General features: G+C 70.6%; 23 protein-coding genes, 1 tRNA gene and 1 pseudogene. 8 read left to right on the forward strand and 17 right to left on the reverse strand.

All coding sequences use genetic code 11. The features are described from left to right. Positions 1–13 precede the first annotated feature (13 nt). A complete protein-coding gene (locus JFB92_RS11955) occupies positions 14–340 on the forward strand; it encodes a zinc ribbon domain-containing protein (protein ID WP_307789125.1) in 327 nt (108 codons plus the stop codon). Between the two features lie 31 nt (positions 341–371). Here JFB92_RS11955 and JFB92_RS11960 read toward each other — a convergent pair whose 3' ends face one another. After that, positions 372–956: a hypothetical protein gene (locus JFB92_RS11960; protein ID WP_199038523.1), complete on the reverse strand. Its 585-nt coding sequence runs from the start codon at positions 954–956 to the stop codon at positions 372–374. A gap of 108 nt (positions 957–1,064) precedes the next feature. On the opposite strand from JFB92_RS11960, the gene JFB92_RS11965 reads away from it, so the two are divergent. Next, positions 1,065–1,718, forward strand: a complete 654-nt coding sequence (locus JFB92_RS11965) for a hypothetical protein (protein WP_199038526.1) — start codon at positions 1,065–1,067, stop codon at positions 1,716–1,718. A gap of 76 nt (positions 1,719–1,794) precedes the next feature. Here JFB92_RS11965 and folE read toward each other — a convergent pair whose 3' ends face one another. After that, on the reverse strand, positions 1,795–2,436 hold the full coding sequence (folE, locus tag JFB92_RS11970) for a GTP cyclohydrolase I FolE (RefSeq protein WP_199038529.1): 642 nt from the start codon (positions 2,434–2,436) through the stop codon (positions 1,795–1,797). Positions 2,437–2,445: 9 nt separating this feature from the next. Then, the gene (gene ftsH / locus JFB92_RS11975) at positions 2,446–4,356 is read right to left on the reverse strand and encodes an ATP-dependent zinc metalloprotease FtsH (RefSeq protein ID WP_269847913.1); all 1,911 of its coding nucleotides are present in this window, start codon (positions 4,354–4,356) and stop codon (positions 2,446–2,448) included. Positions 4,357–4,657: 301 nt separating this feature from the next. Here ftsH and hpt point away from each other — a divergent pair, with 301 nt between their 5' ends. Next, positions 4,658–5,281 (forward strand): hypoxanthine phosphoribosyltransferase, encoded by a 624-nt coding sequence (gene hpt, locus JFB92_RS11980; protein ID WP_199038535.1) that lies wholly within the window; start codon positions 4,658–4,660, stop codon positions 5,279–5,281. Here hpt and tilS read toward each other — a convergent pair. From tilS to dacB, 3 genes are read right to left on the reverse strand one after another with little or no spacing between them, the layout of a single operon-like run. Then, positions 5,253–6,260, reverse strand: a complete 1,008-nt coding sequence (gene tilS / locus JFB92_RS11985; protein ID WP_199038538.1) for a tRNA lysidine(34) synthetase TilS — start codon at positions 6,258–6,260, stop codon at positions 5,253–5,255. The two genes, hpt and tilS, sit on opposite strands and share 29 nt — an antisense overlap. A 21-nt stretch (positions 6,261–6,281) precedes the next feature. Beyond that, positions 6,282–7,361: an Rv3626c family coenzyme F420 biosynthesis-associated protein gene (locus JFB92_RS11990; protein WP_199038541.1), complete on the reverse strand. Its 1,080-nt coding sequence runs from the start codon at positions 7,359–7,361 to the stop codon at positions 6,282–6,284. A gap of 53 nt (positions 7,362–7,414) precedes the next feature. Next, positions 7,415–8,791, reverse strand: coding sequence for a D-alanyl-D-alanine carboxypeptidase/D-alanyl-D-alanine endopeptidase (gene dacB, locus JFB92_RS11995; RefSeq protein WP_199038544.1), 1,377 nt, complete (start codon positions 8,789–8,791; stop codon positions 7,415–7,417). Positions 8,792–8,848: 57 nt separating this feature from the next. Between dacB and JFB92_RS12000 the strand changes: the two genes are divergently transcribed. Beyond that, positions 8,849–9,346: an inorganic diphosphatase gene (locus JFB92_RS12000; RefSeq protein ID WP_199038547.1), complete on the forward strand. Its 498-nt coding sequence runs from the start codon at positions 8,849–8,851 to the stop codon at positions 9,344–9,346. A gap of 48 nt (positions 9,347–9,394) precedes the next feature. Here JFB92_RS12000 and JFB92_RS12005 read toward each other — a convergent pair whose 3' ends face one another. After that, positions 9,395–10,138, reverse strand: a complete 744-nt coding sequence (locus tag JFB92_RS12005) for a YaaA family protein (RefSeq protein ID WP_199038551.1) — start codon at positions 10,136–10,138, stop codon at positions 9,395–9,397. 305 nt (positions 10,139–10,443) lie between these two features. Here JFB92_RS12005 and JFB92_RS12010 point away from each other — a divergent pair. Next, positions 10,444–10,519 (forward strand) — tRNA-Lys (locus JFB92_RS12010). A 4-nt stretch (positions 10,520–10,523) separates the two neighbouring features. Here the strand turns inward: JFB92_RS12010 and JFB92_RS12015 are convergent. Both JFB92_RS12015 and JFB92_RS12020 read right to left on the reverse strand, forming a co-directional pair. Next, positions 10,524–10,709 (reverse strand): DUF1918 domain-containing protein, encoded by a 186-nt coding sequence (locus tag JFB92_RS12015; protein ID WP_199038554.1) that lies wholly within the window; start codon positions 10,707–10,709, stop codon positions 10,524–10,526. Between the two features lie 89 nt (positions 10,710–10,798). Next, a complete protein-coding gene (locus tag JFB92_RS12020; protein ID WP_199038557.1) occupies positions 10,799–11,497 on the reverse strand; it encodes an SDR family NAD(P)-dependent oxidoreductase in 699 nt (232 codons plus the stop codon). A gap of 232 nt (positions 11,498–11,729) precedes the next feature. Between JFB92_RS12020 and JFB92_RS12025 the strand changes: the two genes are divergently transcribed. Further along, positions 11,730–11,936, forward strand: coding sequence for a hypothetical protein (locus JFB92_RS12025; RefSeq protein ID WP_199038560.1), 207 nt, complete (start codon positions 11,730–11,732; stop codon positions 11,934–11,936). 63 nt (positions 11,937–11,999) lie between these two features. Here the strand turns inward: JFB92_RS12025 and JFB92_RS12030 are convergent, their stop codons facing one another. The 4 genes from JFB92_RS12030 to acs form a co-directional block, all read right to left on the reverse strand. Then, positions 12,000–13,136 (reverse strand): amidohydrolase, encoded by a 1,137-nt coding sequence (locus JFB92_RS12030; RefSeq protein WP_199038563.1) that lies wholly within the window; start codon positions 13,134–13,136, stop codon positions 12,000–12,002. A gap of 36 nt (positions 13,137–13,172) precedes the next feature. Beyond that, a complete protein-coding gene (locus tag JFB92_RS12035; RefSeq protein ID WP_199038566.1) occupies positions 13,173–14,093 on the reverse strand; it encodes an alpha/beta fold hydrolase in 921 nt (306 codons plus the stop codon). An 18-nt stretch (positions 14,094–14,111) separates the two neighbouring features. Further along, positions 14,112–15,323 carry a Na+/H+ antiporter NhaA gene (nhaA, locus tag JFB92_RS12040; RefSeq protein ID WP_199038583.1) on the reverse strand — a complete coding sequence of 404 codons (1,212 nt, stop codon included), beginning with the start codon at positions 15,321–15,323 and terminating at the stop codon, positions 14,112–14,114. A 229-nt stretch (positions 15,324–15,552) separates the two neighbouring features. Continuing rightward, complete coding sequence (gene acs / locus JFB92_RS12045) at positions 15,553–17,514, reverse strand: acetate--CoA ligase (protein WP_199038568.1); 1,962 nt, start codon at positions 17,512–17,514, stop codon at positions 15,553–15,555. Positions 17,515–17,774: 260 nt separating this feature from the next. Between acs and JFB92_RS12050 the strand changes: the two genes are divergently transcribed. Then, positions 17,775–18,518 (forward strand): Fic family protein, encoded by a 744-nt coding sequence (locus JFB92_RS12050; RefSeq protein WP_199038571.1) that lies wholly within the window; start codon positions 17,775–17,777, stop codon positions 18,516–18,518. Here the strand turns inward: JFB92_RS12050 and JFB92_RS12055 are convergent. Genes JFB92_RS12055 through mqnE form a run of 3 tightly spaced genes read right to left on the reverse strand, consistent with a single transcriptional unit; the run spans position 18,515 to position 20,318 of the window. Next, positions 18,515–18,763, reverse strand: a complete 249-nt coding sequence (locus tag JFB92_RS12055) for a DUF4229 domain-containing protein (RefSeq protein WP_199038574.1) — start codon at positions 18,761–18,763, stop codon at positions 18,515–18,517. The two genes, JFB92_RS12050 and JFB92_RS12055, sit on opposite strands and share 4 nt — an antisense overlap. After that, positions 18,760–19,173, reverse strand: coding sequence for a hypothetical protein (locus tag JFB92_RS12060; protein ID WP_199038577.1), 414 nt, complete (start codon positions 19,171–19,173; stop codon positions 18,760–18,762). Before JFB92_RS12060 ends, JFB92_RS12055 begins: the two co-directional genes overlap by 4 nt. After that, positions 19,173–20,318 carry an aminofutalosine synthase MqnE gene (gene mqnE, locus JFB92_RS12065; protein ID WP_199038586.1) on the reverse strand — a complete coding sequence of 382 codons (1,146 nt, stop codon included), beginning with the start codon at positions 20,316–20,318 and terminating at the stop codon, positions 19,173–19,175. Before mqnE ends, JFB92_RS12060 begins: the two co-directional genes overlap by 1 nt. 211 nt (positions 20,319–20,529) lie before the next feature. On the opposite strand from mqnE, the gene JFB92_RS12070 reads away from it, so the two are divergent. Continuing rightward, positions 20,530–21,927 (forward strand): C40 family peptidase, encoded by a 1,398-nt coding sequence (locus JFB92_RS12070; RefSeq protein WP_199038580.1) that lies wholly within the window; start codon positions 20,530–20,532, stop codon positions 21,925–21,927. Positions 21,928–22,172: 245 nt separating this feature from the next. On the opposite strand, the pseudogene JFB92_RS12075 reads toward JFB92_RS12070, so the two are convergent. Then, a pseudogene (locus JFB92_RS12075) lies at positions 22,173–22,448 on the reverse strand (hypothetical protein); the annotation flags it as partial.

The raw sequence follows: 22,448 nt of genomic DNA on the forward strand, positions 1-22,448 counted from the left end.
GGGCCGCACCTTCGTGCGCGTGGACCGGTACTTCCCGTCCACTCGGTTGTGCTCGGCCTGCGGTGCCCTCACGGGCCCGCGAGGCTTGGAGGGGCTTGCGGTCCGGCAGTGGCGCTGCGGGTGCGGAGTAGTCCATGACCGCGACCGGAACGCTGAGATCAATATCAGGCGTGAAGGTCGGCGCCTGGCGCGAGAACACCAGGTCGCCGCCGGGCAGGCGGAGACTGTAAACGCCTGTGGACAGGATATGAGACCGGACTCGTCCGGCGGTCCTGGAAACCCCCGTCGGGGAAGGAAGCAGGAACCCACCCGTACCCTCACCGCGACAGCGGTGGGCTAGCCGGGATTCACCCCCTCAAGGGGTGAGGATGTCAATGCGTCCACAGATGGTGGATGAACGCGTCGTGCGCCTTGGCCGGCTGGCCGGTCCTCCGCCAGCGGTACCAGGCGGCCTCCTCGGCCACCCGCACGCAGAAGTCGCCGTCGATCTCGAACGGCTCGGAGACGCACCGGAAGTCGTCGCGGAACTCCCCGCCGGTCCAGTACCAGGCCCGCCGGCCGATCAGGCCCGGCACGTCCGAGGCCGGCAGCGGGGCGCGCACCGGCGGCGCGTCCGGGTCGGTGAGGCGCTCGATCAGGTATCCCGGCGGCGGAGAGGGCGCCTCGTGGTTCGGCTCGGCCTGCTCGACCCACACCTCCTCGGCCGGGACCAGCGAGGCGTAGGCGTCGCCGTCGCCGTCGACCGCCCGGTAGAAGTCGGCCTCGGCCAGCACCGGCACCAGCAGCGCCCCCTCGCGGGTCACCGGGTCGTCGGCGCGCAGGTCGAACTGCCAACCCATGCCCGCCGCCCCGCACACCACCCGCCGCGAATGCAGGTCGAACGCGCGCGGCGCCGGGACCGGGACCAGCACCGGCGGCGGCTGTGGCATGTCGAAGGCGTTGCCGTGAAGGCTCACCGGAACAGGATAGGCAGTTGGCACGGTCTGGGGATTCACGGGCCCGCCGGCTGCCATAGAGTCGTGATCACCAGTCAGGAACACTACTCACAGATGAGGACGACCGAAATGAGCGAGTTCGAAGACGCCGTCACCGAAGACGTGGCCCCCGAAGACGACTACACCGCCGAGGAGGACACCTCCTACGACGACACCTACGGCTCCGGCACCGAAGAGGTCTTCGACCTCGACGGCGACGGCGTCGAGGACGACACCTTCACCACCGGCGACGGCAACACCTACATCGACTCCGACTACGACGGCCAGGCCGACGGCGTCGCGGTCGACACCGACGGCGACGGCGTCGCCGACGAGCTCCACATGGACCTGGACGGCAACGGCACCTTCGAGTCCGAGGCCATGGACACCAACGACGACGGCTACATCGACACCATCGCCTCCGACACCTCCGGTGACGGACAGGTCGACCAGGTCATGAGCGACACCGACGGCGACGGCTGGGTCGACACGGTCGCCTCCGACACCACCGGCGACGGCTACGCCGACACCATCGTGTCGGACACCGACGGCGACGGGGTCGCCGACTACATCTCCATCGACTCCGACGGCGACGGCGAGGCCAACACGGTCATGACCGACACCGACGGCGACGGATTCATGGACGACGTCGAGACCACCCCGGAGAGCTACGACCCGAACCCGGGCGACCCGAACGCCCCCTCCGGCACCGACGGCAACTTCCAGCCCGGCACCACCTACTGATGACCGGGGCGTGAAGGCCGGATGCGAGACGAAGCATCCGGCCTTTCATGCTGCGCCGACCACGCCGGGACCCGGCTCAGGCGCCGGTGCCGCGCAGCAGCGCCATCGCCTCGGCGCGCGTCCTCGCGTCGGACTGGAGCAGGCCCCGCACGGCGCTGGTCACCGTCGTCGAGCCGCGCTTGCGGATACCGCGCATCGACATGCACGTGTGCTCGCACTCCACGACCACGATCACCCCCGAGGCGTCCAGCGACTTGTACAGCTGGTCGGCGATCTGACTGGTCAGCCGCTCCTGCACCTGCGGGCGGCGGGAGTACACCTCCACCAGCCGCGCCAGCTTCGAGAGCCCGGCGACCTGCCCGGTCTCGCCGGGGATGTAGCCGACGTGAGCCACCCCGGTGAACGGCAGCAGATGGTGCTCGCAGAACGACTGCACCTCGATGTCGCGCACCAGGATCAACTCGTTGTGGTCCTCGTCGAACGAGGTCTTCAGCACTTCGTTCGGGTCCACCCGCAGCCCGGCGAACAGCTCCGCGTAGGCCCGCGCCACCCGCCGCGGCGTCTCCTTGAGCCCGGGACGGTCGGGGTCGTCGCCGATCGCGGACAGGATCTCCCGCACGGCGGCCTCGATCCGGGGCAGGTCCACCGAGTCCTCCACGGGTCCGCCGTTGATGCGGCCGTCGAGCAGGCGCGCCGCTAGTGAGTCAAGCTCAGCCATCGCACAAGCTTACGACGGATCGGTGACATCCTCGGCGGCCTCGCTCACGCCCGACGGTTTCGACCCGTTCGGCGTCGACACCGGCGGCTGGTTCGACAGCTGGCGGCTCGAGGTGCCGTTGAACGGGGCCATCGGCGGACGCTTCTGGACCCGCGTGGCGATCCGCGCCAGGTCCTCGGTGTTGAGCGTCTCCTTCTCCAGCAGCTCGACGACCATCTGGTCCAGCACGTCGCGGTACTCGGTGACGATCGCGTACGCCTCGTCGTGCGCCGTCTCGATCAGCACCCGCACCTCGGAGTCGATGTTCGAGGCGATCTCGTCGGAGTAGTCGCGCTGGTGGCCGTACTCCTTGCCCAGGAACGGCTCGGAATCGGACGCGCCGTACTTGACCGCCCCGAGCCGGGCCGACATGCCGTACTCGGTGACCATCGCGCGGGCGACCTTCGTGGCCTTCTCGATGTCGTTCGAGGCGCCGGTGGTCGGATCGTGGTAGACCAGCTCCTCTGCTGCGCGCCCGCCCAGGGCGTAGGCGAGGGTGTCGATCATCTCCGAGCGGGTCTGGTTGTACTTGTCCTCGGCCGGCAGCACCAGCGTGTGCCCCAGGGAACGGCCCCGCGGCAGGATCGTCAGCTTGTGCACCGGCGCCGCGTGCGGCAGCGCGTGGGCGACCAGGGCGTGACCGGCCTCGTGGTAGGCGGTCATCTTCTTCTCCTCGTCGCCCATCACCCGGCCCTTGCGCTCGGGCCCGGCGATGACGCGGTCGATGGCCTCCTCGAGGGCGTCGGTCGAGATCGCCTGCTCGTTGCGGCGGGCGGTCAGCAGCGCGGCCTCGTTGATGACGTTCTCGAGGTCGGCGCCGGAGAACCCGGGGGTGCGGCGGGCGATCGTATCGAACGTCACGTCCGGCACGAACGGCTTGCCCTTGGCGTGGACGCTCAGGATCGCCTCGCGGCCGTTCTTGTCCGGGGCGTCCACCGGGATCTGGCGGTCGAAGCGGCCCGGACGCAGCAGCGCCGGGTCGAGGATGTCGGGGCGGTTGGTCGCGGCGATGAGGATGACCCCGCCGCGGGTGTCGAAGCCGTCCATCTCGACCAGCAGCTGGTTGAGGGTCTGCTCGCGCTCGTCGTGGCCGCCGCCCATGCCGGCGCCGCGGTGGCGGCCGACCGCGTCGATCTCGTCGACGAACACGATCGCCGGCGAGTTCTCCTTCGCCTGGGTGAAGAGGTCCCTGACCCTGCTGGCGCCCACGCCTACAAACATCTCTACGAAATCAGAACCGCTGATCGAATAGAAGGGGACTCCGGCCTCGCCGGCGACGGCGCGGGCCAGGAGGGTCTTGCCGGTGCCGGGCGGGCCGAACAGCAGCACGCCCTTGGGGATCTTCGCGCCCAGCTCCTGGTACTTCTGCGGGTCCTGGAGGAAGTCCTTGATCTCCTCGAGTTCCTCGACGGCCTCGTCGGAGCCGGCCACGTCGGAGAAGGTCGTCTTCGGGGTGTCCTTGGAGACCATCTTGGCCTTGGACTTGCCGAAGTTCAGCACCCGCGAGCCGCCGCCCTGCATCTGTGACATGAAGAACAGCAGCAGCAGGACGATCAGGGCCACCGGCAGCAGGCTGATGAGGATCGACACCAACGGCGAGGTCTCGTTCACTTCGGTGTCGAAGTCGACGCCGCCCTCTTCGAGGGTCTGCGCGACCGTCTCGGGCATGCCCGCGGGCACGTACGCCTCGATCTGGTCGCCGTTGCTCATCTCGAGCTGGACCAGCTGCTCCTTGTCGAGGATGGTGGCCCGCTCGATGTTCCCGGGGGAGCCGACTTCGCTGAGGATTTCGGAGGTGGTCGCCTCCTCGTAGTCCGAGCCGCCGGAGAAGAACGTGCCGATCAGGACCGCGACCAGGGCGATGAGCACGATCCAGACCAACGGTCTCCGGAAAAACCGCTTACGCTCAGGTGTGGGTTTCCCGGCGTCGACCACTCGATCTCCTCCTGCGTTCTTCGCGAATTCGCGGGCCCGCCCAGACGGTGCCATTCCTCGGTTGCGGTGGCGTCATCGTGATGCCTTACAACTCGAAAGTACACGGTCGCGGCTCAGTGCGTCCCCTCGGAGACCCGCGGAATGACCGTGGGACGCCGCACGATGTGATCCGTAATTACTACCACGTGAGGGTTGACTTCGCCCACCCGAACCGGCGGCCCCGGGGGCCGGGTGGCACCCTAGTCATATGACGTCGGAGCTAGCCAGAGGCGCCTCAGTCCCGTCCGCGGCGGCGCGGGCCGCGGTGATCGACCCGGAGTCGTGGTACGCCGGCCAGATCGAGCGCACCATCATCACCGAGGACGAGATCCGCGACAAGACCGCCCAGCTCGCCGAGCGGGTCTCGGAGGACTTCGCCGACACCGACGAGCTGCTGCTCGTCGGCGTCTTCAAGGGCGCGGTCATGTTCATGGCCGACTTCGCGCGGGCCCTGACGGTGCCGGTGAAGATGGAGTTCATGGCCCTGTCCTCCTACGGCAACTCGGCCAGCTCCTCGGGGACGGTCCGGATCCTCAAGGACATCGACTCCGACGTGGCCGGCAAGCACATCGTGGTCGTCGAGGACATCATCGACTCCGGCCTGACCCTCGACTGGCTGCTGAAGTACCTCGGCGGGCTGAACCCGGCCTCGGTCAAGGTCGTCTCGATGCTCCGCAAGCCCGGCGTCCAGCGCGTCGACATCCCCGTCGACTACCTGGGCTTCGACATCCCCAACGAGTTCGTCGTCGGCTACGGCCTGGACTACGCCGAGCGCTACCGGGAACTGCCGTTCATCGGCGTCCTCAAACCCGAGGTCTACCGGCAGCCCTGATCCGGTCCCCGAGGGCCGGCCCGGCCTCCAGGAACCCGCCGGCCCGCGCGACCGCGACGCCGCCGGGCAGGAACGTCGGCCCCTGGCCGTGCCAGGCCACCACCAGCGCGTCCACCGCCCGCAGATGTCGGTGCCCGAACCCGGCCCTGTTCACTCCAAGCTGAAAAATCCAGGCGCGCAGCACCCGCTGCCGCACCGGCGGGCTCAACGCCGCGACCGCCTCGACCCGCAGCCGGTCCCCGTCGCGGCACTCGGCCAGGTCGGCCTCGGCCAGGCTGTCGAGCAGATCGGTGTCGGCGGCCACGAGCTCGGCCGTGCGCGCCAGGTTCGGCACGATGTCCTCGCCGAGCGTCCCGGTCAGCACGTCCATGGCCCGCCGCAGCGCCGAGCGCTTGAACCGCGGATCGGAGTTGTGCGGGTCGGTCCACGCCTTGAGGCCCCGCTCGTCGCACGCGGCGTGCGTGTCGGCGCGGGCGACGTCCAGCAGCGGCCGCCGGTAGCGCCCGCGGACGGCCCGCATCCCGGCGATGCCGCGCGGACCCGACCCGCGCGTGAGCGCCAGCAGCACCGTCTCGGCCTGGTCGTCGCGGGTGTGGCCCAGCAGCACCGCCTGCGCGCCGTGGCGTTCGGCCGCCCAGTCCAGCGCCGCGTAGCGGGCCTCGCGGGCGGCCGCCTCCGGCCCGCCCGAACCCATCACCCGCACCGCGGCCACCTCCGAGGGGTCGAGCCCGACCGACCGCCCCCACTCGGCGACCTCGGCTGCGCGGGCCGCCGAGCCGTCCTGGAGGCCGTGGTCGACCGTGACCAGCCCGGCCCGCAGCCCCGCGCGGGGCGCGACGAACGTGAGCGTGTCGGCCAGGGCCACCGAATCGGGGCCGCCGGAGCAGGCGGCCAGGACCAGCGCGCCGCGCGGGAGGTCGGCGAGCGAATCGCGGACGGCCGTCCGCATCCGCGCCACCGGCTCGGGGAGCCTCGCCATCACTTCGTCCCCCGGGTTCGACTACAGGCCATGCCTAACCGTCGCATCCGCGTCCGACAGCACGCGCGCCACCCAGTCCTCGGGCCGCTCGATCTCGGCCTCGCTCGGCAGGTGCTCGGGGCCCTCCCAGATCCGGTTGAACCCGGCCGGCCCCCGTTCGGCCACGACGTGGTCGACGAAGCGCCGCCCGGCCGCGTACTGCCGCAGCTTGGCGTCCAGGCCCAGCAGCTGCCGCAGGAACCGCTGGAGCGCCCCCGGGTGGGCCCGGCGCCGGTCGAAGCGGCGCCGCAGGAGCGCGACGTGCTCGATGTGGTCGGCGCCGACACCGTCCATGACCGACTCGGCGTGCCCTTCCAGGAGGGTCATCAGGGCCTGGATCCTGCCGATGGCCTCGCGCTGCTCGGCGCTGGTGACGGCGTCCATGACGTCGGTCGAGGAGTCGGGCTCGTCGCCGCGCGCGGCCGACAGGGCCCGGCGCACGGCCCGTCCCAGCTGCGAGGCCGAGGACTCCTCGGACTCGGTGGCGGCGAAGAAGGTCCCGATGAGCCCGTGGAAGTAGTCCCGCATCCACGGCACGGCCGTGAACTGCATCAGGTGCGTGGCCTCGTGGACGGCGATCCACAGCCGGAACTCGCGGGTCGGCAGGCGCAGCCGCCGCTCGACCTCGACGATGTTGGGGGCCACGAACAGCAGCCTGCCGGTGTCGGTCGAGAACGTCTCGAACTGGCCGAGGACCCGCGAGGACAGGAACGCCAGCACGGCCCCGGCCTGGACGCCGGTGACCTTGGCGGCGGCGTTGGAGACGTCGCGGTCCTCGTCGGCGCCGAGCCCGGAGAGCAGGCGCCGCAGTCCGGTGATGTTGATGTGGCTCCAGCGGACGCGGTCGACCACCTCGACCCGGGCCTGGACGGTCGGGGTCAGGCCGGTGTAGTCGGCGACCAGCTCGATCGCGTGGTCGGCGTGGCGGCGCAGGTCGGTGACGACGTCGAGGGCGCCTTCGGGGCTCATCCGCGGCCCGCCTCTGATGAAGGCGCGCGAGCAGGAGGCGGCGGTCCGCCAGTCGACGGACGGCAGCATCGAGTTGCTCGCGGGCGGCGCCATCGGTCCAGCCTATCCGGAGCGCAGTCGCCACGCCACCGCGTGGCGGGCTCGAGCTAGCAGCCGCATCGGGACACCCCGGCGGTGACCTCGTCCATGGCGTTCTCGACCAGCCAGCCGTTCGAGTGGCCGTTGCTGATGATCGAGAACACCAGCAGCCGACCGTCGTCAGTGGTCAGCGAGCCGGTCAGCGACGAGACGCCGTTGAGCGTGCCGGTCTTGGCCCTGACGACGCCGTCGCCGTCGTCGGTGTCGCGGAAGCGCTCGTCGAGGGTCCCGGAGTACCCGGCGACCGGGAGCGACTCGAAGACGCTGCTGGCCGACGAGTCGGCCGCGCCCAGCAGCAGCGCCGAGAACGCCTCGGCGGTCATGCGGTCGTCCTCGGACAGGCCCGAGCCGTCCTCGAAGGCCAGGCCGTCGGTGTCGGCCCCGAAGTCGGCCAGCATGTCCCGGTGGACGGTGTCGATCGCGTCCCAGGTCATCTCGCCGGTGACGGCGTAGGCGGTGTAGAGGGCCATCGCGTCCGACAGGCCGTTGTCGCTGGAGAGCACGAACGAGTCGACCAGCCCGGCCACCGGCTGGGAGTAGACCGTGCCGAGGTCGGCGGCGCCCTCCTCGGCCGTCCCGGAGCCGGTCTGGGACGCGCCGACCAGGGAGGCGAACTCCTCGAGCGCGGCCTGGGCCGGGTCGTCGTAGAAGCTGTGGTACTTCTGCGTGTTGTCGATCCGTCCGCCGTCGACCATGATCGGCGCGGTCCGTGCCGTATAGGGCAGGTCGTCGCCGTCGACGCCCTCGGCCAGCTCGGAGTCGCCGAAGATGCTCGTGTCCAGCAGGACCCTGGTCGGGGCCTCGCCGTCCCGGGATTCGAGGACCTGCTCGGCCAGATCGGTCAGGCTTCCGCCGGTTCCGTAGTAGCCCTCGCCGTCGACGGTCAGGGTGACGTCGCCGCCGGCGACCAGCACGACGGTGTCCTCGTCGGGGCCGTCGACGACGGTGGTGGGGATGCGCAGTTCCGGGCCCAGGTTGAGGTAGGCGGCCACGGCCGTGACCAGTTTCATCGACGAGGCCGGGGTGAGGGGGGTCCGGGCGTCCCGCTCGTAGAGGACCTCGCCGCTCGCCGCGTCGGCGAAGATCGCCGACAGTTCGCCGTCGAAGCGGGAGTCGGACAGCAGGTCGGGCAGGAGCTCGTCCAGGTCGGGGACGGCCGCGTCGGCGTCGGCCGCGGCCAGGACCTCGCTCGGCTCGGCCGGCGGGTACGCCTCGGGGGCGGTCACGGCCCCGGTCTGGGGCGTGGCCGAAGCCTTGATCAGCCACACGATGCCCGCCGCCGCCGCTAGCGTGAGGATGAGGGCGGTGATCGCGACGACCCGGACCGCCCGTCCGTGTGGCGCAGTACTCGTGGCTTCGGGGCGGGCGTTGTCGCGGAGGGCCATGCACAGAGACTAGGCCATCAAGAGCTTTGCAGACGAGCCTGGAGGAGAGGTCGGCCGATGGAGTTCGACATGACGGTCGAGATCCCCAAGGGATCTGCCAACAAGTACGAGATCGACCACGAGACCGGGCGCATCCGTCTGGACCGGACGCTGTTCACCGCGACGGTGTACCCGGCCGACTACGGCTTCATCGACGAGACCCTGGGCCAGGACGGCGACCCGCTCGACGCGCTGGTGATGGTCGAGCCGACCTTCCCCGGCTGCGTGATCCGGGCCCGCGCGATCGGCATGTTCCGGATGCGCGACGAGAAGGGCGTCGACGACAAGGTGCTGTGCGTGCCGGCCGACGACCCGCGCAAGGACAAGTACAAGGACATCGCGGACGTCCCCGAGTTCGACCGCCTGGAGATCCAGCACTTCTTCACCGTCTACAAGGACCTGGAGCCGGGCAAGAGCGTCGAGGGCGCTACCTGGACCGGTCGGGCCGAGGCCGAGGAGGAGGTGCGCCGGTCCTTCGAGCGCGCCAAGGCCGCCGGCTACGGCTCCAACCACTGACGCCGACGTCGGGCGGGTCTCTCCTGTGAGGGTTCGCCCGGTGGTCGCTCAGGGCGCGACGACGTCCAGCAGCCAGGTCTTGGACCGGGTAGCCGGCTCGGTGAGCTCGACCTTCCAGCCCTGGGAGGCGAGGAAGTCGCTCAGTTCGGCGGGGGTGGAAGGCTGGGCCCCGGAGGCCAGGAGGGCGCGCGCGACCTCGCCGCGGGTGGCCTTGGCCATGTGGGTGACGACGCTGCGCCGACCGTCGGTGTCCTCTTTGTATACGCGGACGGTGACGCCGCGGTTCTTCGGGTTCCACACCTGCGCGTAGGCGCCCGAGCGCATGTCGACGACCATGTCGTCGGCGGATCCGAGGACGTCGGTGACCGCGGGGCGCCAGAGCGCGGCGAGGCGGTCGGCCCCGGGCAGTCGGGCCGACATGGGGACGCGGTAGGGCGGGACGCGGTCGGAGGGGCGCAGCAGTCCCCACAGCGGCGAGGAGATGAAGACCTGCCCGGAGTCGGGCAGGTCGCCCAGTCCCAGCCGGTCGTAGAGGACGCCGGTGTAGAGCTCCCAGGCGGCCAGGGTCGGGGCGGTCTTGAGCTCGCGGTCGCGCTGCACCCATTGCCGTTGCCGGGCGGTGAGTTTGAGGGTCTCGGCGGCGGTGTCCTCGTCGTCGCACAGTTCGACGACTCGTTCCACGAGCGTCTCGCGGACGGGGTTCAGCGCCGGAGAGGACAGGCGAGCGAGGTCGAGCGGAGGCCCGTCTCCCCGGTCGGCCTTCCCTTCTGACGGCGGCAGCAGTATGAGCACAGCAGGCGAGTCTACCCGTAGCGCCCGGCCAGAGGACCGGACCGGTCCGATCCCCAGCTCAGGGGCGTGCCCGACCCGGCTTCACAGCGGCGTTCGAATGGTTTATAGTACGTATGTTCGATCAAGCGGGAGCGGACCCGAATCCCACCGAGGGCCACGTGTGACGCGGATCGAATAGGCGCGGCGGCGGCCCACTCCGCACCCGCCGCCGCGCCGTCCAAGCCCCGTCCCGGTGAACGTATCCCGGCTCCCACCCCGCACCCGCCACAAAGGTTCCGAACCCCCATGTGCGGTATGCTCTCGGCGGGCCGCTAGCTCAATTGGCAGAGCTGCGGACTTTTAATCCGTAGGTTCAGGGTTCGAGTCCCTGGCGGCCCACCAGGGTTCATTCGGCGGGTTGGACTGTGCAGTCCGCTTCGGGGATCACCACTGCTTCGTGGCCGTTGTCGTGGCGGACGCGGTAGGGCGGTTCGCCGTCCTCGCCCAGTACCTCCACCACTTCGGCGGTGTGGTCCTTCATGCCGACCGTGCGGCCCCTGAAGAGCAGCCGGTCGCCGACCTTCGCCTGCATGGCCGGATCACCTCCTCACATGCTGGTGCGGCGGCCCGTCTCGCGAGCCGTGCCTCTTTTCCAGCCTAGGGCAGAAGGAGCCCGGCGGCCTAGACCTGCTCGAAGTAGATCGACTTTATGAAGCAGTCCCGCGGGCGGGAGACGGCGAACAGGACCGTGTCCACCAGCGATGCCGCCCGCAGCGCGCCCGGCGTGCCGGGCGAGTCCTCGTTCTCGAAGTCCGGCGGGCAGAGGCCGAGCACCCGGATGCCTTCGGGCCGGAGCCGCTTGGAGAGGATCTCGGTGAAGCCGGCCTGCGCCGACTTGGCCGCGTAGAACGCCTCGTGGGCCCGCGAGCGGTGGTGGCCGTACTCGCCGCAGGCCGAGACCACGGTGACGATGTCGGCTCGCGATGAGCGCTCCAGCAGGGGCAGGAAGTGCTCGGTGGCCAGGATCGTGCCGGTCGCGCCAGCGGCGACCACCGCCTCGATCTCCTCGTCCTCGGCCTCGGTGAAGCCGCCCGCCTCCAGGTAGGGCGCGCCGTTGTTGACCAGGATGTCGACCGTGCCGGTCTGGTCGGCCACCGCCTCGGCGAAGTCGCGGATCGAGTCGGCGTCGGCCAGGTCGCAGGTGAAGGCGTGGGCCCGGTGCCCGGCGTCCCTGATCGCGCCGCAGGTCTCGGCGGCGGTCTCGAAGCGCCGGGCCGAGGCGAACACCTCGGCGCCGAGTCCGGCGAATTCGATCGCCAGGCTCCGGCCGAAGCCGCGGCCCGCCCCGGTCACCACCACGCGGGTTCCGTCGAATCGCATTGCCGCCCCCGAACTCGAGTCGAAATCTCCTCATGATTCTCGCAAAGCGGGGGCGGCGTGACCAGTGTCATTCGGCCGCACCGGGTTTTTACCGCCGGTTGTCGCCGATTTCTTCGGGCGTAATGCGCCGGTGACACGCGGCCCGCACAGTAGGGGGCGAGGCCCGACGCGGCCTCACCGCCGCACCGGCGCGGCGCGCATTCCGCAACACCGCCCGGAAGGAAACACCGCAATGGAACCATTCGCGATCGTGGCCGTGCACCTCATCTCCGCCGAAGCGCGCTCGGCCCTGCCCGACGCGCCGGTCGTCCCCGACCGTCCGTCGACGCTGAGCCGCATGGCGGGCGCGGCCGCCGCCGTGCGACGCGGCGTCTTCGGACGCCACCTGCGCGACGCGGCCGTCTCGCCCACGCGGCGCGACGTCCGCCGCGCCGCTTAACACCCGAAGGCGCGGACCAGGGCCGGGAGCGCGGCACGGTCCCGGCCCTGGACCGTGTCCGGATCAGACCGGGGCGCCGTCGATGTAGGCGCGCTCGACCTTCGAGTAGAAGTCCAGCGGGTCGCCGCTCCACAAGCAGAAGTCGGCGTCCTTGCCCGGCTCCAGGGAGCCGACCCTGTCGTCGACGCCCAGGATCCGCGCCGGTTCGATCGTCACCGCCCGCAGCGCGGTCTCGGGCTCCAAGCCCGCCTTGACGCAGAGCATCGCCTGGACGATGAAGTGCTCGATCGGCACCACCGGGTGGTCGGTGGTGATCGCCACGGCCACGCCCGCGGCGGTGAGCCTCGCGGCGTGCTCGGGAAACCGGCCTGCCGTCTCGACCTTCGAGCGCGAGCACAGCAGCGGACCGAAGATCACCGGCACGCCGCGCTCGGCGATGAGGTCGGCCAGCAGGTGCGCCTCGGTGCCGTGGTCGAGCACCAGGTCGTAGCCGAACTCCTCGGCCACGCGCAGCGCGGTGGCGATGTCGTCGGCGCGGTGGCAGTGCTGGCGCCAGGGGATCTCGCGGTTCAGCACCCGGGCGAGAGTCTCCAGTTTGAGGTCGCGGTCGGGATCGTCGGCGCTCTGGTAGTTCTCGGCCTCGACGAACGCCTGCCGCAGGATCCCGGCCGTCCCCAGGCGGGTCGAGGGGGTCTTCTTCTGGTCGCCGTAGACCCGCTTGGGGTTTTCCCCGAGCGCCGACTTCACGCCGGCGGGGCTGCGCAGGACCATTTCGTCGACGTAGCGACCGGCGGTCTTGAGCGCCACGGCCTCGCCGCCGATGACGTTTCCGGAGCCGGGGTTGACGCCCGCGGCGAGGACGCCGCCGGCGAGGGCCTCGTAGAAGCCGGGATCGGCCGGGTTGATGCCGTCGAGGGCGCGCACGTAGGCGGTGTTGGGGTCGGTCATCTCGTTGGTGTCGTTGCCGGCCCAGCCCTCGGCGATCTCGTGGACCCCGAGGTGGGTGTGGGCGTCGACCAGGCCGGGGAGGATCCACTTGCCGGTCGCGTCGATGGTCTCGGCGCCTTCGGGGACCGGCAGGTCGGGTCCGCCGACGGCGTCGATGCGGCCGCTGGAGACGACGAGGACTCCGGACTCGATCGGCTCGGAGGTGATCGGGAGGATGGTGGCGCCGCGCAGCGCGAAGGTCGACTCGCTCATGCGCCGCACACTAGCCGTCCGGCTAGCGGCGGTGGGTCATGAGGCCCACCGGATGATCTCCTTGGTCACCGTCTCGGGGGCCTCCTGCTGGGGGAAGTGGCCGACGTCATCGAGCAGTTTCCACTCGTAGCGTCCCTGGATGTACCGGCCCGAGCCTTGGGCGGTGCGGGGCAGCACGCAGGTGTCGAGCGAGCCGTGGAGATGGAGCGTCGGCACCGGCGCGGGCTGCTGGAGGAGTTTGACGAAGCGGCGCCCGGCCAGGCCCATCGCGGTGCGGAACGGCCATCGGAACGCCTCGAGCGCGCCGAAGGCGGCCTGCGGGATCTGGATGACGTCCCTGCAGGCGCGCACGTAGGTCTGGAAGTCCCTGGTGCCCCGCCAGCGGGGGCCCGACCACCAGTACATGAGGTCGGCGACCTTGCGGGCGTCCCAGGCGGTGAGGCGGTGCTCGTAGCGGGGCATCTGGAACGAGAACAGGTGGCCGGAGGCCTTCAGCTGGCCTTTGGGGTCGACGGCGAGGGCGGCGCGCTGGCGCAGCGGGTGGGCCGCGCCGAGGACGATCAGGGACCGGAACTGGGCCGGGTGGAAGGCCGCGGCCGCGAAGCCGAGGATGCCGCCCAGGTCGTGGCCGACGACGGTGGCTTCGCGTTCGCCCAGGGCCCTGACCAGGCCGACGACGTCGGCGGCCATGGTGTAGGCGTCGTAGCCGCGCGGGGGTTTGTCGGAGGCGCCGTAGCCGCGCAGGTCGACGGCGACGACGCGGAATCCGGCGTCGGCCAGGGCCGGGATCTGGTGCCGCCAGGCCCACCAGAACTCGGGGAAGCCGTGCAGGAGCACGACCAGCGGCCCCTCTCCGGCCTCGGCGATGTGGAAGCGCGAGCCGTTGGCGTCGATGTGGCGGTGGTTCCAGGGCCCGGTCTTGAGCGCGACGCTGTCGGCGAAGGTCCTACGGTTCACCCTCTCAGCCTATAGAGGTCAGGCCTCGGCGCGGTGCCGCCGGACCGCTCGGGAGCGGGCGTAGAGCACCGCGGCCCCGACCAGTGCCGAGATCGTCGAGCCGGCGAGGACGCCGGTCTTGACCAGGTCCTGCTGGGCGATGTCGGTGAAGGCCAGTTCGGTGATCAGGAGGGCGACGGTGAAGCCGCAGCCGCAGAGTACGGCCGCGCCGGTGACGTCGGCCCATTTCAGGTCGGGCGCCAGGCGTCCCCAGCCGAAGCGGTGCGCCAGGTAGGCGCCGGCGACCACGCCGACGGTCTTGCCCGCGAAGAGGCCGACCACGACCGACAGGGCGACCCGGTCGGTCGAGAAGGCGCTGATGGCCTCGCCGTCGAGGGCGACGCCGGCGGAGAAGAACGCGAAGACCGGGACGGCGAAGCCGGCGCTGAACGGCTGGATCGCGTGCTCGGCCTTGATCGCGGGGGCCTCGTGCTCGCCCGGGTCGGGTTTGACGCGGGTGGCGAGGCCGAGGGCGACGCCGGCGATGGTGGCGTGGACGTCGGCCTCGTAGAGCGCCGCCCAGGCGATCAGGCCCAGCGGGATGTAGACCCACAGGGTGCTCACGCGTCGGGACTGGAGGAACACCCACACCGCGACGGCGATCACGAAGACCAGCATCGGCACGAAGCGCGGGTCGGAGTAGAGGATCGCGATCAGGGCGATCGCGCCGATGTCGTCGGCGATGGCGAGGGTGAGCAGGAAGATCCGCAGGCTGGAGGGCAGGTTGCGGGCGCAGAGGGCGAGGACGGCCACGGCGAAGGCGATGTCGGTGGCCATGGGGATCGGCCACACCGAGCTCGCTCCGGGCTCGCCCCAGGCCACGGCCAGGGCGAAGGCGGCCGGGACGATCATGCCGCCGGCGGCGGCGATGACCGGGAGCATCGCGCGCTTGAGGTCGTTGAGTTCGCCGACGACGAGTTCGCGTTTGAGTTCGAGGCCCACGACGAGGAAGAAGAACGCCAGGAGGAAGTCGGCGGCCCAGTGCTGGACGTTGAGCATGAACACGCCGTCGATGCCGATGTAGGTGTGCCGGACCTCTTCGTACAGGTCCGACAGCCCGGTGTTGGCCACGATCAGCGCCAGGGCGGCGCCGACGAGCAGCAGGACGCCGCCGGTGGTCTCGATGCGCAGGAACCTGACGATCTCGCTGCTGGCCTTGCGGGCCTTGCGGACGATGGGCTTCTTCGGCATCGGGGTCTCGGGCATCCGCGGCATCCGCCCGTTCTCTGGCTGTTGCGGGGTCTCGGGCATGAGGCTCCTTCCAGTGGACGGGGTGTCACGCTAGTGACGAAACACTATCGGAAAGCGAGTCTCGGACGCTAGTGAGTGACGGGACGGCTACATGCCGTCCCGCCCTCGTCTTTCTAGTTTCTATGCTTCACTCTGACCCCGCCGGTTCAGTGGTGAGGATCACGCTCTGTCAGTCGTCGGAACTGCGGTCGAGTCCCTCCTTGATGCGGACCATGACCGAGCTGTCCTGGAGCGTGGTCACGTCGCCGAGCTGCCGGTCCTCGGCGATGTCGCGCAGCAGGCGGCGCATGATCTTGCCCGAGCGGGTCTTCGGCAGCTCGGAGACCACCATGACCTGCCGCGGCTTGGCGATCGGCCCGAGCGTGGTCGCCACGTGGCTCCGCAGCTCCGCCAGGTGCTCGGGGCCGGACTCGACGTCGCCGCGCAGGATCACGAACGCCACGATCCCCTGGCCGGTGATCGGATCGGTCGCGCCCACGACCGCGGCCTCGGCCACGCTGTCGTGGCCGACCAGCGCCGACTCGACCTCGGTGGTGGAGATGTTGTGGCCCGACACCAGCATGACGTCGTCGACCCGGCCCAGCAGCCAGATGTCGCCGTCGTCGTCGCGCTTGGCCCCGTCCCCGGCGAAGTACATCCCCTCGAACTTGGACCAGTAGGTGTCCAGGAAGCGCTGGTCGTCGCCCCAGATGGTGCGCAGCATCGACGGCCACGGCTCGCGGACGGTCAGGAACCCTCCGCCGGCGTTCGGCACCGATTTGGCATCGTCGTCGACCACGTCGACGGCGATGCCCGGCAGCGCCCGCTGCGCCGAGCCCGGCTTGGTGGCCGTCACGCCCGGCAGCGGCGAGACCATGATCGCGCCGGTCTCGGTCTGCCACCAGGTGTCGACGATCGGGGCCCTCCCCGCGCCGACGTGCTCGCGGTACCAGATCCACGCCTCGGGGTTGATCGGCTCGCCGACGCTGCCCAGCAGCCGCAGGCTCGACAGGTCGAAGCCGGCCGGGATGTCGTCGCCCCACTTCATGAAGGTGCGGATCAGCGTCGGCGCGGTGTAGAGCAGCGAGACCCGGTACTTGTCGACGATCTCCCAGAACCGGCCCTTGTGCGGGGTGTCCGGGGTGCCCTCGTACATCACCTGGGTCGCCCCGTTCGCCATGGGGCCGTAAACGATGTAGGTGTGGCCGGTGACCCAGCCGACGTCGGCGGTGCACCACCACACGTCCGATTCGGGCTTGAGGTCGAACACGGCGTGGTGGGTGTAGGCCGCCTGGGTCAGGTAGCCGCCCGAGGTGTGCAGGATGCCCTTGGGCTTGCCGGTCGTGCCCGAGGTGTAGAGGATGAACAGCGGGTGCTCGGCGTCGAACTGCTTCGCCTCGTGCTCGTTGGCGGCCTCGCCGACAGTCTCGTGCCACCACAGGTCGCGATCATCGTTCCAGTCGACGTCCTGCTCGGTGCGGCGCACCACCAGGACCTTCTCTACCGACGGGCACCGCTCGGCCGCGGCGTCCACGGTCGGCTTGAGCGCGTTGGGCTTGCCGCGGCGGAAGCCGCCGTCGGCGGTGATGACCAGTTTGGCTCCGGCGTCGTCGATGCGGCTGGAGAGCGCGTCGACGCTGAAACCGCCGAACACCACCGAGTGGGGCGCGCCGATGCGCGCGCACGCCAGCATCGCCACCGCGGCCTCGGGGATCATCGGCATGTAGACGACGACCCGGTCGCCCGCCTCGACGCCCAGCTCGGTGAGCGTGTTGGCCGCGCGCTTGACCTCGTCGAGCAGCTCAGCGTAGGTGACCGCGCGCGAGTCCCCCGGCTCGCCCTCGAAGTGGATCGCGACCCGCTCGCCCAGCCCGGCCTCGACGTGCCGGTCCAGGCAGTTGGCGGCCACGTTCAGCTCCCCGCCGACGAACCACTTGGCGAAGGGCGGATTCGACCAGTCGAGGGTCTGGTCCCACTCCTCGGCCCAGTCCAGGCGGCGGGCCTGCGTCTCCCAGAACGCCAGTCGATCGGCCTCGGCCTCGGCGTAGGCGCTCTCGGTGACGTTGGCCGTTCGGGTGAATTCGGGGGCGGGAGGGAAGGTTCGGTCCTCCGTCAGGAGGTTGGCAAGTGTCTCTTGCGGAGTCTGGGACACGTCTCGTGGCTCCTTACAGGTCGGCGCGCCGGTGCGCTGCTGTGAGGCGGGTCAATGGTCTGCAACACTACCGCGAAACGCGATGTTCACCAGCGTGAGACGTGCCCGAGTCGACCAGCGGACGCCAGGACGCGACGGGCGGTCGACGAACGGGGATCGAGGCCAGCGCGGATTTATGCCGCCATGTAACATCTGTGATCGCCCTCTTGCCCGCCCGGTGGGGCGAATCCGCCTCACCTCCAACCGGTAAGGTTCCGCCCGTGGATCCTCTCGCGCCTCTCCTCGAACTCTCCGAGGTAGCCGATGCCCTCGAGAACGCCAGAACCAATGTCGACCGCATGCTCTGGCACGAGGCCCTGCGCGGCGACAGCACTCACGTCGCCGCCGAAGTCGCCCTGCACGACGCCTCGGCCACCCTGGCCCTGGAGGGGTACGACTGCGATGTCGAGCGCCTGCGCGCCGGCGACTTCTCCGACCCGGTCGTGGCCGGGGCCCTGCGCGTGACCGAGGCGCTGCCGAGCCTGGTCGACGTCTGGCCGGTATCGCCCCGCTACGTCCTGGCCAAGCTGCACCTGCTGGCCTCCCGCGACTTCGAGCCCGGCGACGGCGAACCCGGCCGCATCGAGGTCGACTCCTCCGGTTCGGCCCGCATCGACGCGATGTGCGCGCTGGTGACCAACCCGACCAAGGAGATCCCGCCCGCGCTCAGCGCCGCCGTCGTCCACGGCGAGCTGCTGGCCGTGCGGCCCTTCCCGATGGCCAACAACATCGTCGCCCGCGCCGCGGCGCGCATCGCCCTGGCCAGCAAGGGGCTCGACTCGAAGCTGCTGATCACCGTCAACGCCGGGCACCTTGAGCGGCAGCCGGAGTACGTGGGCGCCCAGCGGGCCTGGTCGACCGGCACCCCCGACGGGGTGCGGGCCTGGCTCAAGCACTTCGGGAAGGCCCTGGAGGCCGGAGCGACCGAGACGCTCCAGATCTGCACCGAGCTGACCCGCTCCTAGGACTCGTCGTCTCCGCGCAGTTCGGCGCGGAGCTTCTCCTTCTCCTCGCGGCGGGCCTTGATGCGCCCGTCGATGTGGTCGATCATCTCCTCGCGCATGCCCTTGAGCAGCCACATCGAGGCGATCATCGACACCAGCAGGCCGACCGCGAGCGCCAGCAGGAGGTTCATCAGGAACGCCAGCGGGACGGCGACCGCGGCGAACAGCGCCACCCGCGCCAGGAAGTACTTCGCCACAGGATTCATTCGGTCCGCTCCTCTCCGAAGGCGCCGATGGCGGTGTGCCACAGCACCGAGTATCCGAACACCGCCACCAGCCCGCCGAACGCGCCGGTCACCAGCGGCGGCCACGTGGCGGGCATGAACACGGTCGCCGCGATCCCCGCGCCGAGGCCGAGCACGATCCCCACCAGGGCCACGGCCCAGCGCGACGCGCCCCGGTAGCGCTTGAACCGGTCGTTGAACGCGAACACCGCCGGCACCGCCCCGACCCAGCCGGAGATGTTCCCGAATTCGCCGCCGGACGCGGTGATGAACAGGAGGTCCACCACGGCGAGTATCGCGGTTCCCATGACCACGTAAGCCAGGACCGTGCCCAGCAGATGGACGAGCATGCCCTCCGCCGCCTCGGCGTCGCTGCGCTGATCGTCGGCCACTAGAACCTCACCGACCGGGGTTCGGCGCGGCGCTCGGCGATCGTCTCGCCCGGCTCGTACTCGCGCACGACCTCGTAGCGGGTGTTGCGCTCGACGGGCCGGAATCCGGCGTCGCGGATGAGGTCGAGCAGGTTCTCGCGGCTCATCTTGTCGGGCGTGCCGTAGTCGTCGGCGTCGTGGGTGATCTTGTACTCCACGACCGAGCCGTCGAGGTCGTCGGCGCCGAAGGACAGCGACAGCTGCGCCACGTCAAGGCCGTGCATGACCCAGAAGCACTTGACGTGGTCGAAGTTGTCCAGCAGGAGCCGGGAGACGGCGAAGGTGCGCAGGGACTCGGCCGGGCTGGCCATGGTGGTGCGCGCCTGGAGCCGGTTGCGGACCTTCCCGTCCTGCGAGTCGTGGAAGTCGTGCTGGTAGCGCAGGGGGATGAAGACGCTGAACCCGCCGGTCTGGTCCTGGAGCTCGCGCAGGCGCAGCACGTGGTCGACGCGGTGGCGGGGCTCCTCGATGTGCCCGTAGAGCATCGTGGCGGGGGTGCGCAGGCCCTTGGCGTGGGCGAGGCCGTGGATGCGCGACCAGTCCTCCCAGTGGCAGTCGTGGTCGACGATGTGCCGGCGGACCTCCCAGTCGAAGATCTCGGCGCCGCCGCCGGTCAGCGACTCCAGGCCCGCGTCTATGAGTTCATCGAGAATTTCCGAGGCGTCCATTCCGGAGATCTTCTCGAACCACTGGATCTCGGTGGCCGTGAATGCCTTGAGGTTGACCTGCGGGAGGGTCTCCTTGAGCGCGGAGAGCACGCGCGGGTAGTAGCGCCACGGCAGGGTGGGGTGGAGGCCGTTGACGATGTGCAGCTCGGTGGGGGCGTCGTCCTTCATCTGCTCGGCGAGGGCCACGGCCTGCTCGATGCGCATGGTGTAGGCGTCGGACTCGCCGGGCTTGCGCTGGAAGGAGCAGTAGGCGCACGAGGCCGAGCAGACGTTGGTGAGGTTGAGGTGGCGGTTGACGTTGAACATCGTCCGGTCGCCGTTCTTGGCCTCGCGCACTCCGTGCGCCAGGCGCCCCAGCCAGGCCAGGTCGTCGATCTCGTAGAGTCCGACGCCGTCCTCGTAGGTCAGCCGCTGCCCGGCGGCGAGCTTCTCCTCGATCCCGGCCTTGAACGCCGCCGTGTTCCCGTCCGCGACCGCGCTTGCGGAGTCGTTGCTTGGCACTGTGAGTCACCCCTAACGGTTTGGGCCAGCGTAACCCCGTCGCCACCGCTTCGCCCGTGCGCGGGAGCCGGGTGTGAGACGGCGAATGCGACTCTGGTCCGGTTTCGGTAGAGTGTCCATGGCATCCCCCCACAGAAGGACTCCTCATATGCGCGTGAAACGGTTCGGGGTCAGCACGATCGCCGCCTTCGGTGCGGCCGCGGTCCTGTTCGGCGGTGCATTGCCCGCGTTCGGCCAACCCGGGAACAGCGTTCCCGATCCGGGCTCGCGCCCGAGCGGCGAGTCCGAGGACGAAACGCCGGTCACGAACCCGGAGACCGAGGACGGGCCGCTGGCCGACGAGATCGACGAGCTGACCATCGAGGTCGCCCAGCTCGGCGAGGAGCGCACCGCCGCCGAGGAGGAGCTGGATCTGCGGCTCGACCGGCTCGAGGGCGCCGAGGCGTCCTGGAACGAGGCGGTCGCGGACCTCGAGGCCGCCCAGGCGGCCCTGGAGTACGCCGCCGGCGAGGCATACACCGAGTTGTCGGGACAGCCCGATAGCGAGCTGCCCGACCTCTCCGGGCTCGGCCCGGTCGGCGACGAGTGGGACCTGCAGGGCCTGACCTCCGAGCTCGGGGAGGCCGAGACCGCCGAGTCGGTCGCGCGCGCCTCCTTCGACGCCGCCGAACTCTCGGCCGACCGCTCGCAGGCCCGCTTCGACGTGGTCGACGCCGAGTACCAGGACGCGCAGACCGAGCTCGACGAGCTCATCGAGGAGAACGAGGAGGAGCTCGAGGAGCTGGAGCGGGCCCGCGAGGAGGCCGCCTCCGAGTACTCCGACGACTTCTCCTCCGAGGTCGACGGCTGGGACGCGGCGCCGGAAGCCAAGGAGGCCGTGGAGTACGCGCTGGCCCAGCTCGGCAAGCCCTACGTGTTCGGCGACGAGGGCCCGGACACGTTCGACTGCTCGGGCCTGGTGATGGCGGCCTACGACCACGCGGGCGTCTCGCTGCCGCGCGTGGCCGCCGACCAGTACAACGCCACCAGCGACAAGCCGGTCGACACCGAGCACCTGCTGCCGGGCGACCTGCTGTACTGGTGGGACAGCCCCGGAGACTGGAAGTCGGTCTACCACACCGCCATGTACCTCGGCGACGGCAAGATGGTGCAGGCCCCCCGTACGGGTGATGTGGTGAAGATCAGCTCGATCTGGTTCGAGAACTTCGCCGGAGCCCACCGGGTGGTCGACGCGGTCAAGACCGGACCGGGCGACGGCGACGCGACCGGCGACCCCGGCGGCGGCGAGGGCGACGGCGGCGGCGGCGAACCGGATTCGCCGAGCCCGAGCGAGCCGGAGGACGACCGCACCGAAAGCCCGACGCCGGAACCCGAGCCGACTCCCAGCGAGTCGCCGTCCCCGTCTCCGTCGCCGAGCCCGAGTCCCGACCCGACGGACCCGACGCCCACTGAGGACGAGTCTCCGGACTCTCCGACGCCGACGCAGTCGGAGTCGGTGTCGGGAACCCTCGGCCGGGAGTCCGAAACCCCCGGAACGTCCGAATAGTGAGCGGCGGGCCGATACAGGGCGCCACCGGGTGATGGCACGATGGTTGCTAAGTTGCCCTCTTGACGATCCGCCCACCCCGAGGAGGCCCGTGTGGACGACAACAGTTGCAGCGCCTGCGGTAAGCACCTGACGTCGAATATGCGGCGCTGCCCGCAGTGCGGCGTGCCGCTGCCGCCGCCGCTGGGCGGGTTCCCGGCCGGGCCGCAGTATCCGCCGCCGGCGGCCGCGCAGCCGTACGGCCGTCAGTCCTCGTCTCCGCCGCCGGCGCCCATGCCGCCGCCTCCGCCGCAGCAGCCGCAGTACAACCGGCCGCCGATGCCGCCTCCTCCAGCGCCCGGGGTCGGCTCGGCCTCGGTCCCGGTCCGCCCGCCGACCGCGCCGCCCATGCAGCCTCCGCCGCAGCAGCCGCCCCGGACCCAGCAGCCGCAGTCGCTGCCGCCGGTGACCCCGCCTGCGGCCGCGCCGCCGCCCTCCTCGCCGCCGCCGATGCCCTCGTCCCCGCCGCCCATGCCGCCGCC

Origin of the sequence: Glycomyces salinus, assembly GCF_016428645.1 — a bacterium.
Classification (GTDB): Bacteria; Actinomycetota; Actinomycetes; order Mycobacteriales; family Micromonosporaceae; genus Glycomyces; species Glycomyces salinus.

Excerpts from the sequence above, each read along its gene's own strand:
- hpt (WP_199038535.1), top strand. The coding sequence starts at position 4,658 with ATGACGTCGGAGCTAGCCAGAGGCGCCTCAGTCCCGTCCGCGGCGGCG.
- nhaA (WP_199038583.1), bottom strand. The coding sequence starts at position 15,323 with ATGCCGAAGAAGCCCATCGTCCGCAAGGCCCGCAAGGCCAGCAGCGAG.
- JFB92_RS12000 (WP_199038547.1), top strand. The coding sequence starts at position 8,849 with ATGGAGTTCGACATGACGGTCGAGATCCCCAAGGGATCTGCCAACAAG.
- dacB (WP_199038544.1), bottom strand. The coding sequence starts at position 8,791 with ATGGCCCTCCGCGACAACGCCCGCCCCGAAGCCACGAGTACTGCGCCA.
- JFB92_RS12030 (WP_199038563.1), bottom strand. The coding sequence starts at position 13,136 with ATGAGCGAGTCGACCTTCGCGCTGCGCGGCGCCACCATCCTCCCGATC.
- folE (WP_199038529.1), bottom strand. The coding sequence starts at position 2,436 with ATGGCTGAGCTTGACTCACTAGCGGCGCGCCTGCTCGACGGCCGCATC.
- JFB92_RS11990 (WP_199038541.1), bottom strand. The coding sequence starts at position 7,361 with ATGGCGCCGCCCGCGAGCAACTCGATGCTGCCGTCCGTCGACTGGCGG.
- JFB92_RS12025 (WP_199038560.1), top strand. The coding sequence starts at position 11,730 with ATGGAACCATTCGCGATCGTGGCCGTGCACCTCATCTCCGCCGAAGCG.
- JFB92_RS12070 (WP_199038580.1), top strand. The coding sequence starts at position 20,530 with ATGCGCGTGAAACGGTTCGGGGTCAGCACGATCGCCGCCTTCGGTGCG.
- tilS (WP_199038538.1), bottom strand. The coding sequence starts at position 6,260 with ATGGCGAGGCTCCCCGAGCCGGTGGCGCGGATGCGGACGGCCGTCCGC.
- JFB92_RS11965 (WP_199038526.1), top strand. The coding sequence starts at position 1,065 with ATGAGCGAGTTCGAAGACGCCGTCACCGAAGACGTGGCCCCCGAAGAC.
- JFB92_RS12055 (WP_199038574.1), bottom strand. The coding sequence starts at position 18,763 with ATGAATCCTGTGGCGAAGTACTTCCTGGCGCGGGTGGCGCTGTTCGCC.
- JFB92_RS12020 (WP_199038557.1), bottom strand. The coding sequence starts at position 11,497 with ATGCGATTCGACGGAACCCGCGTGGTGGTGACCGGGGCGGGCCGCGGC.
- JFB92_RS12015 (WP_199038554.1), bottom strand. The coding sequence starts at position 10,709 with ATGCAGGCGAAGGTCGGCGACCGGCTGCTCTTCAGGGGCCGCACGGTC.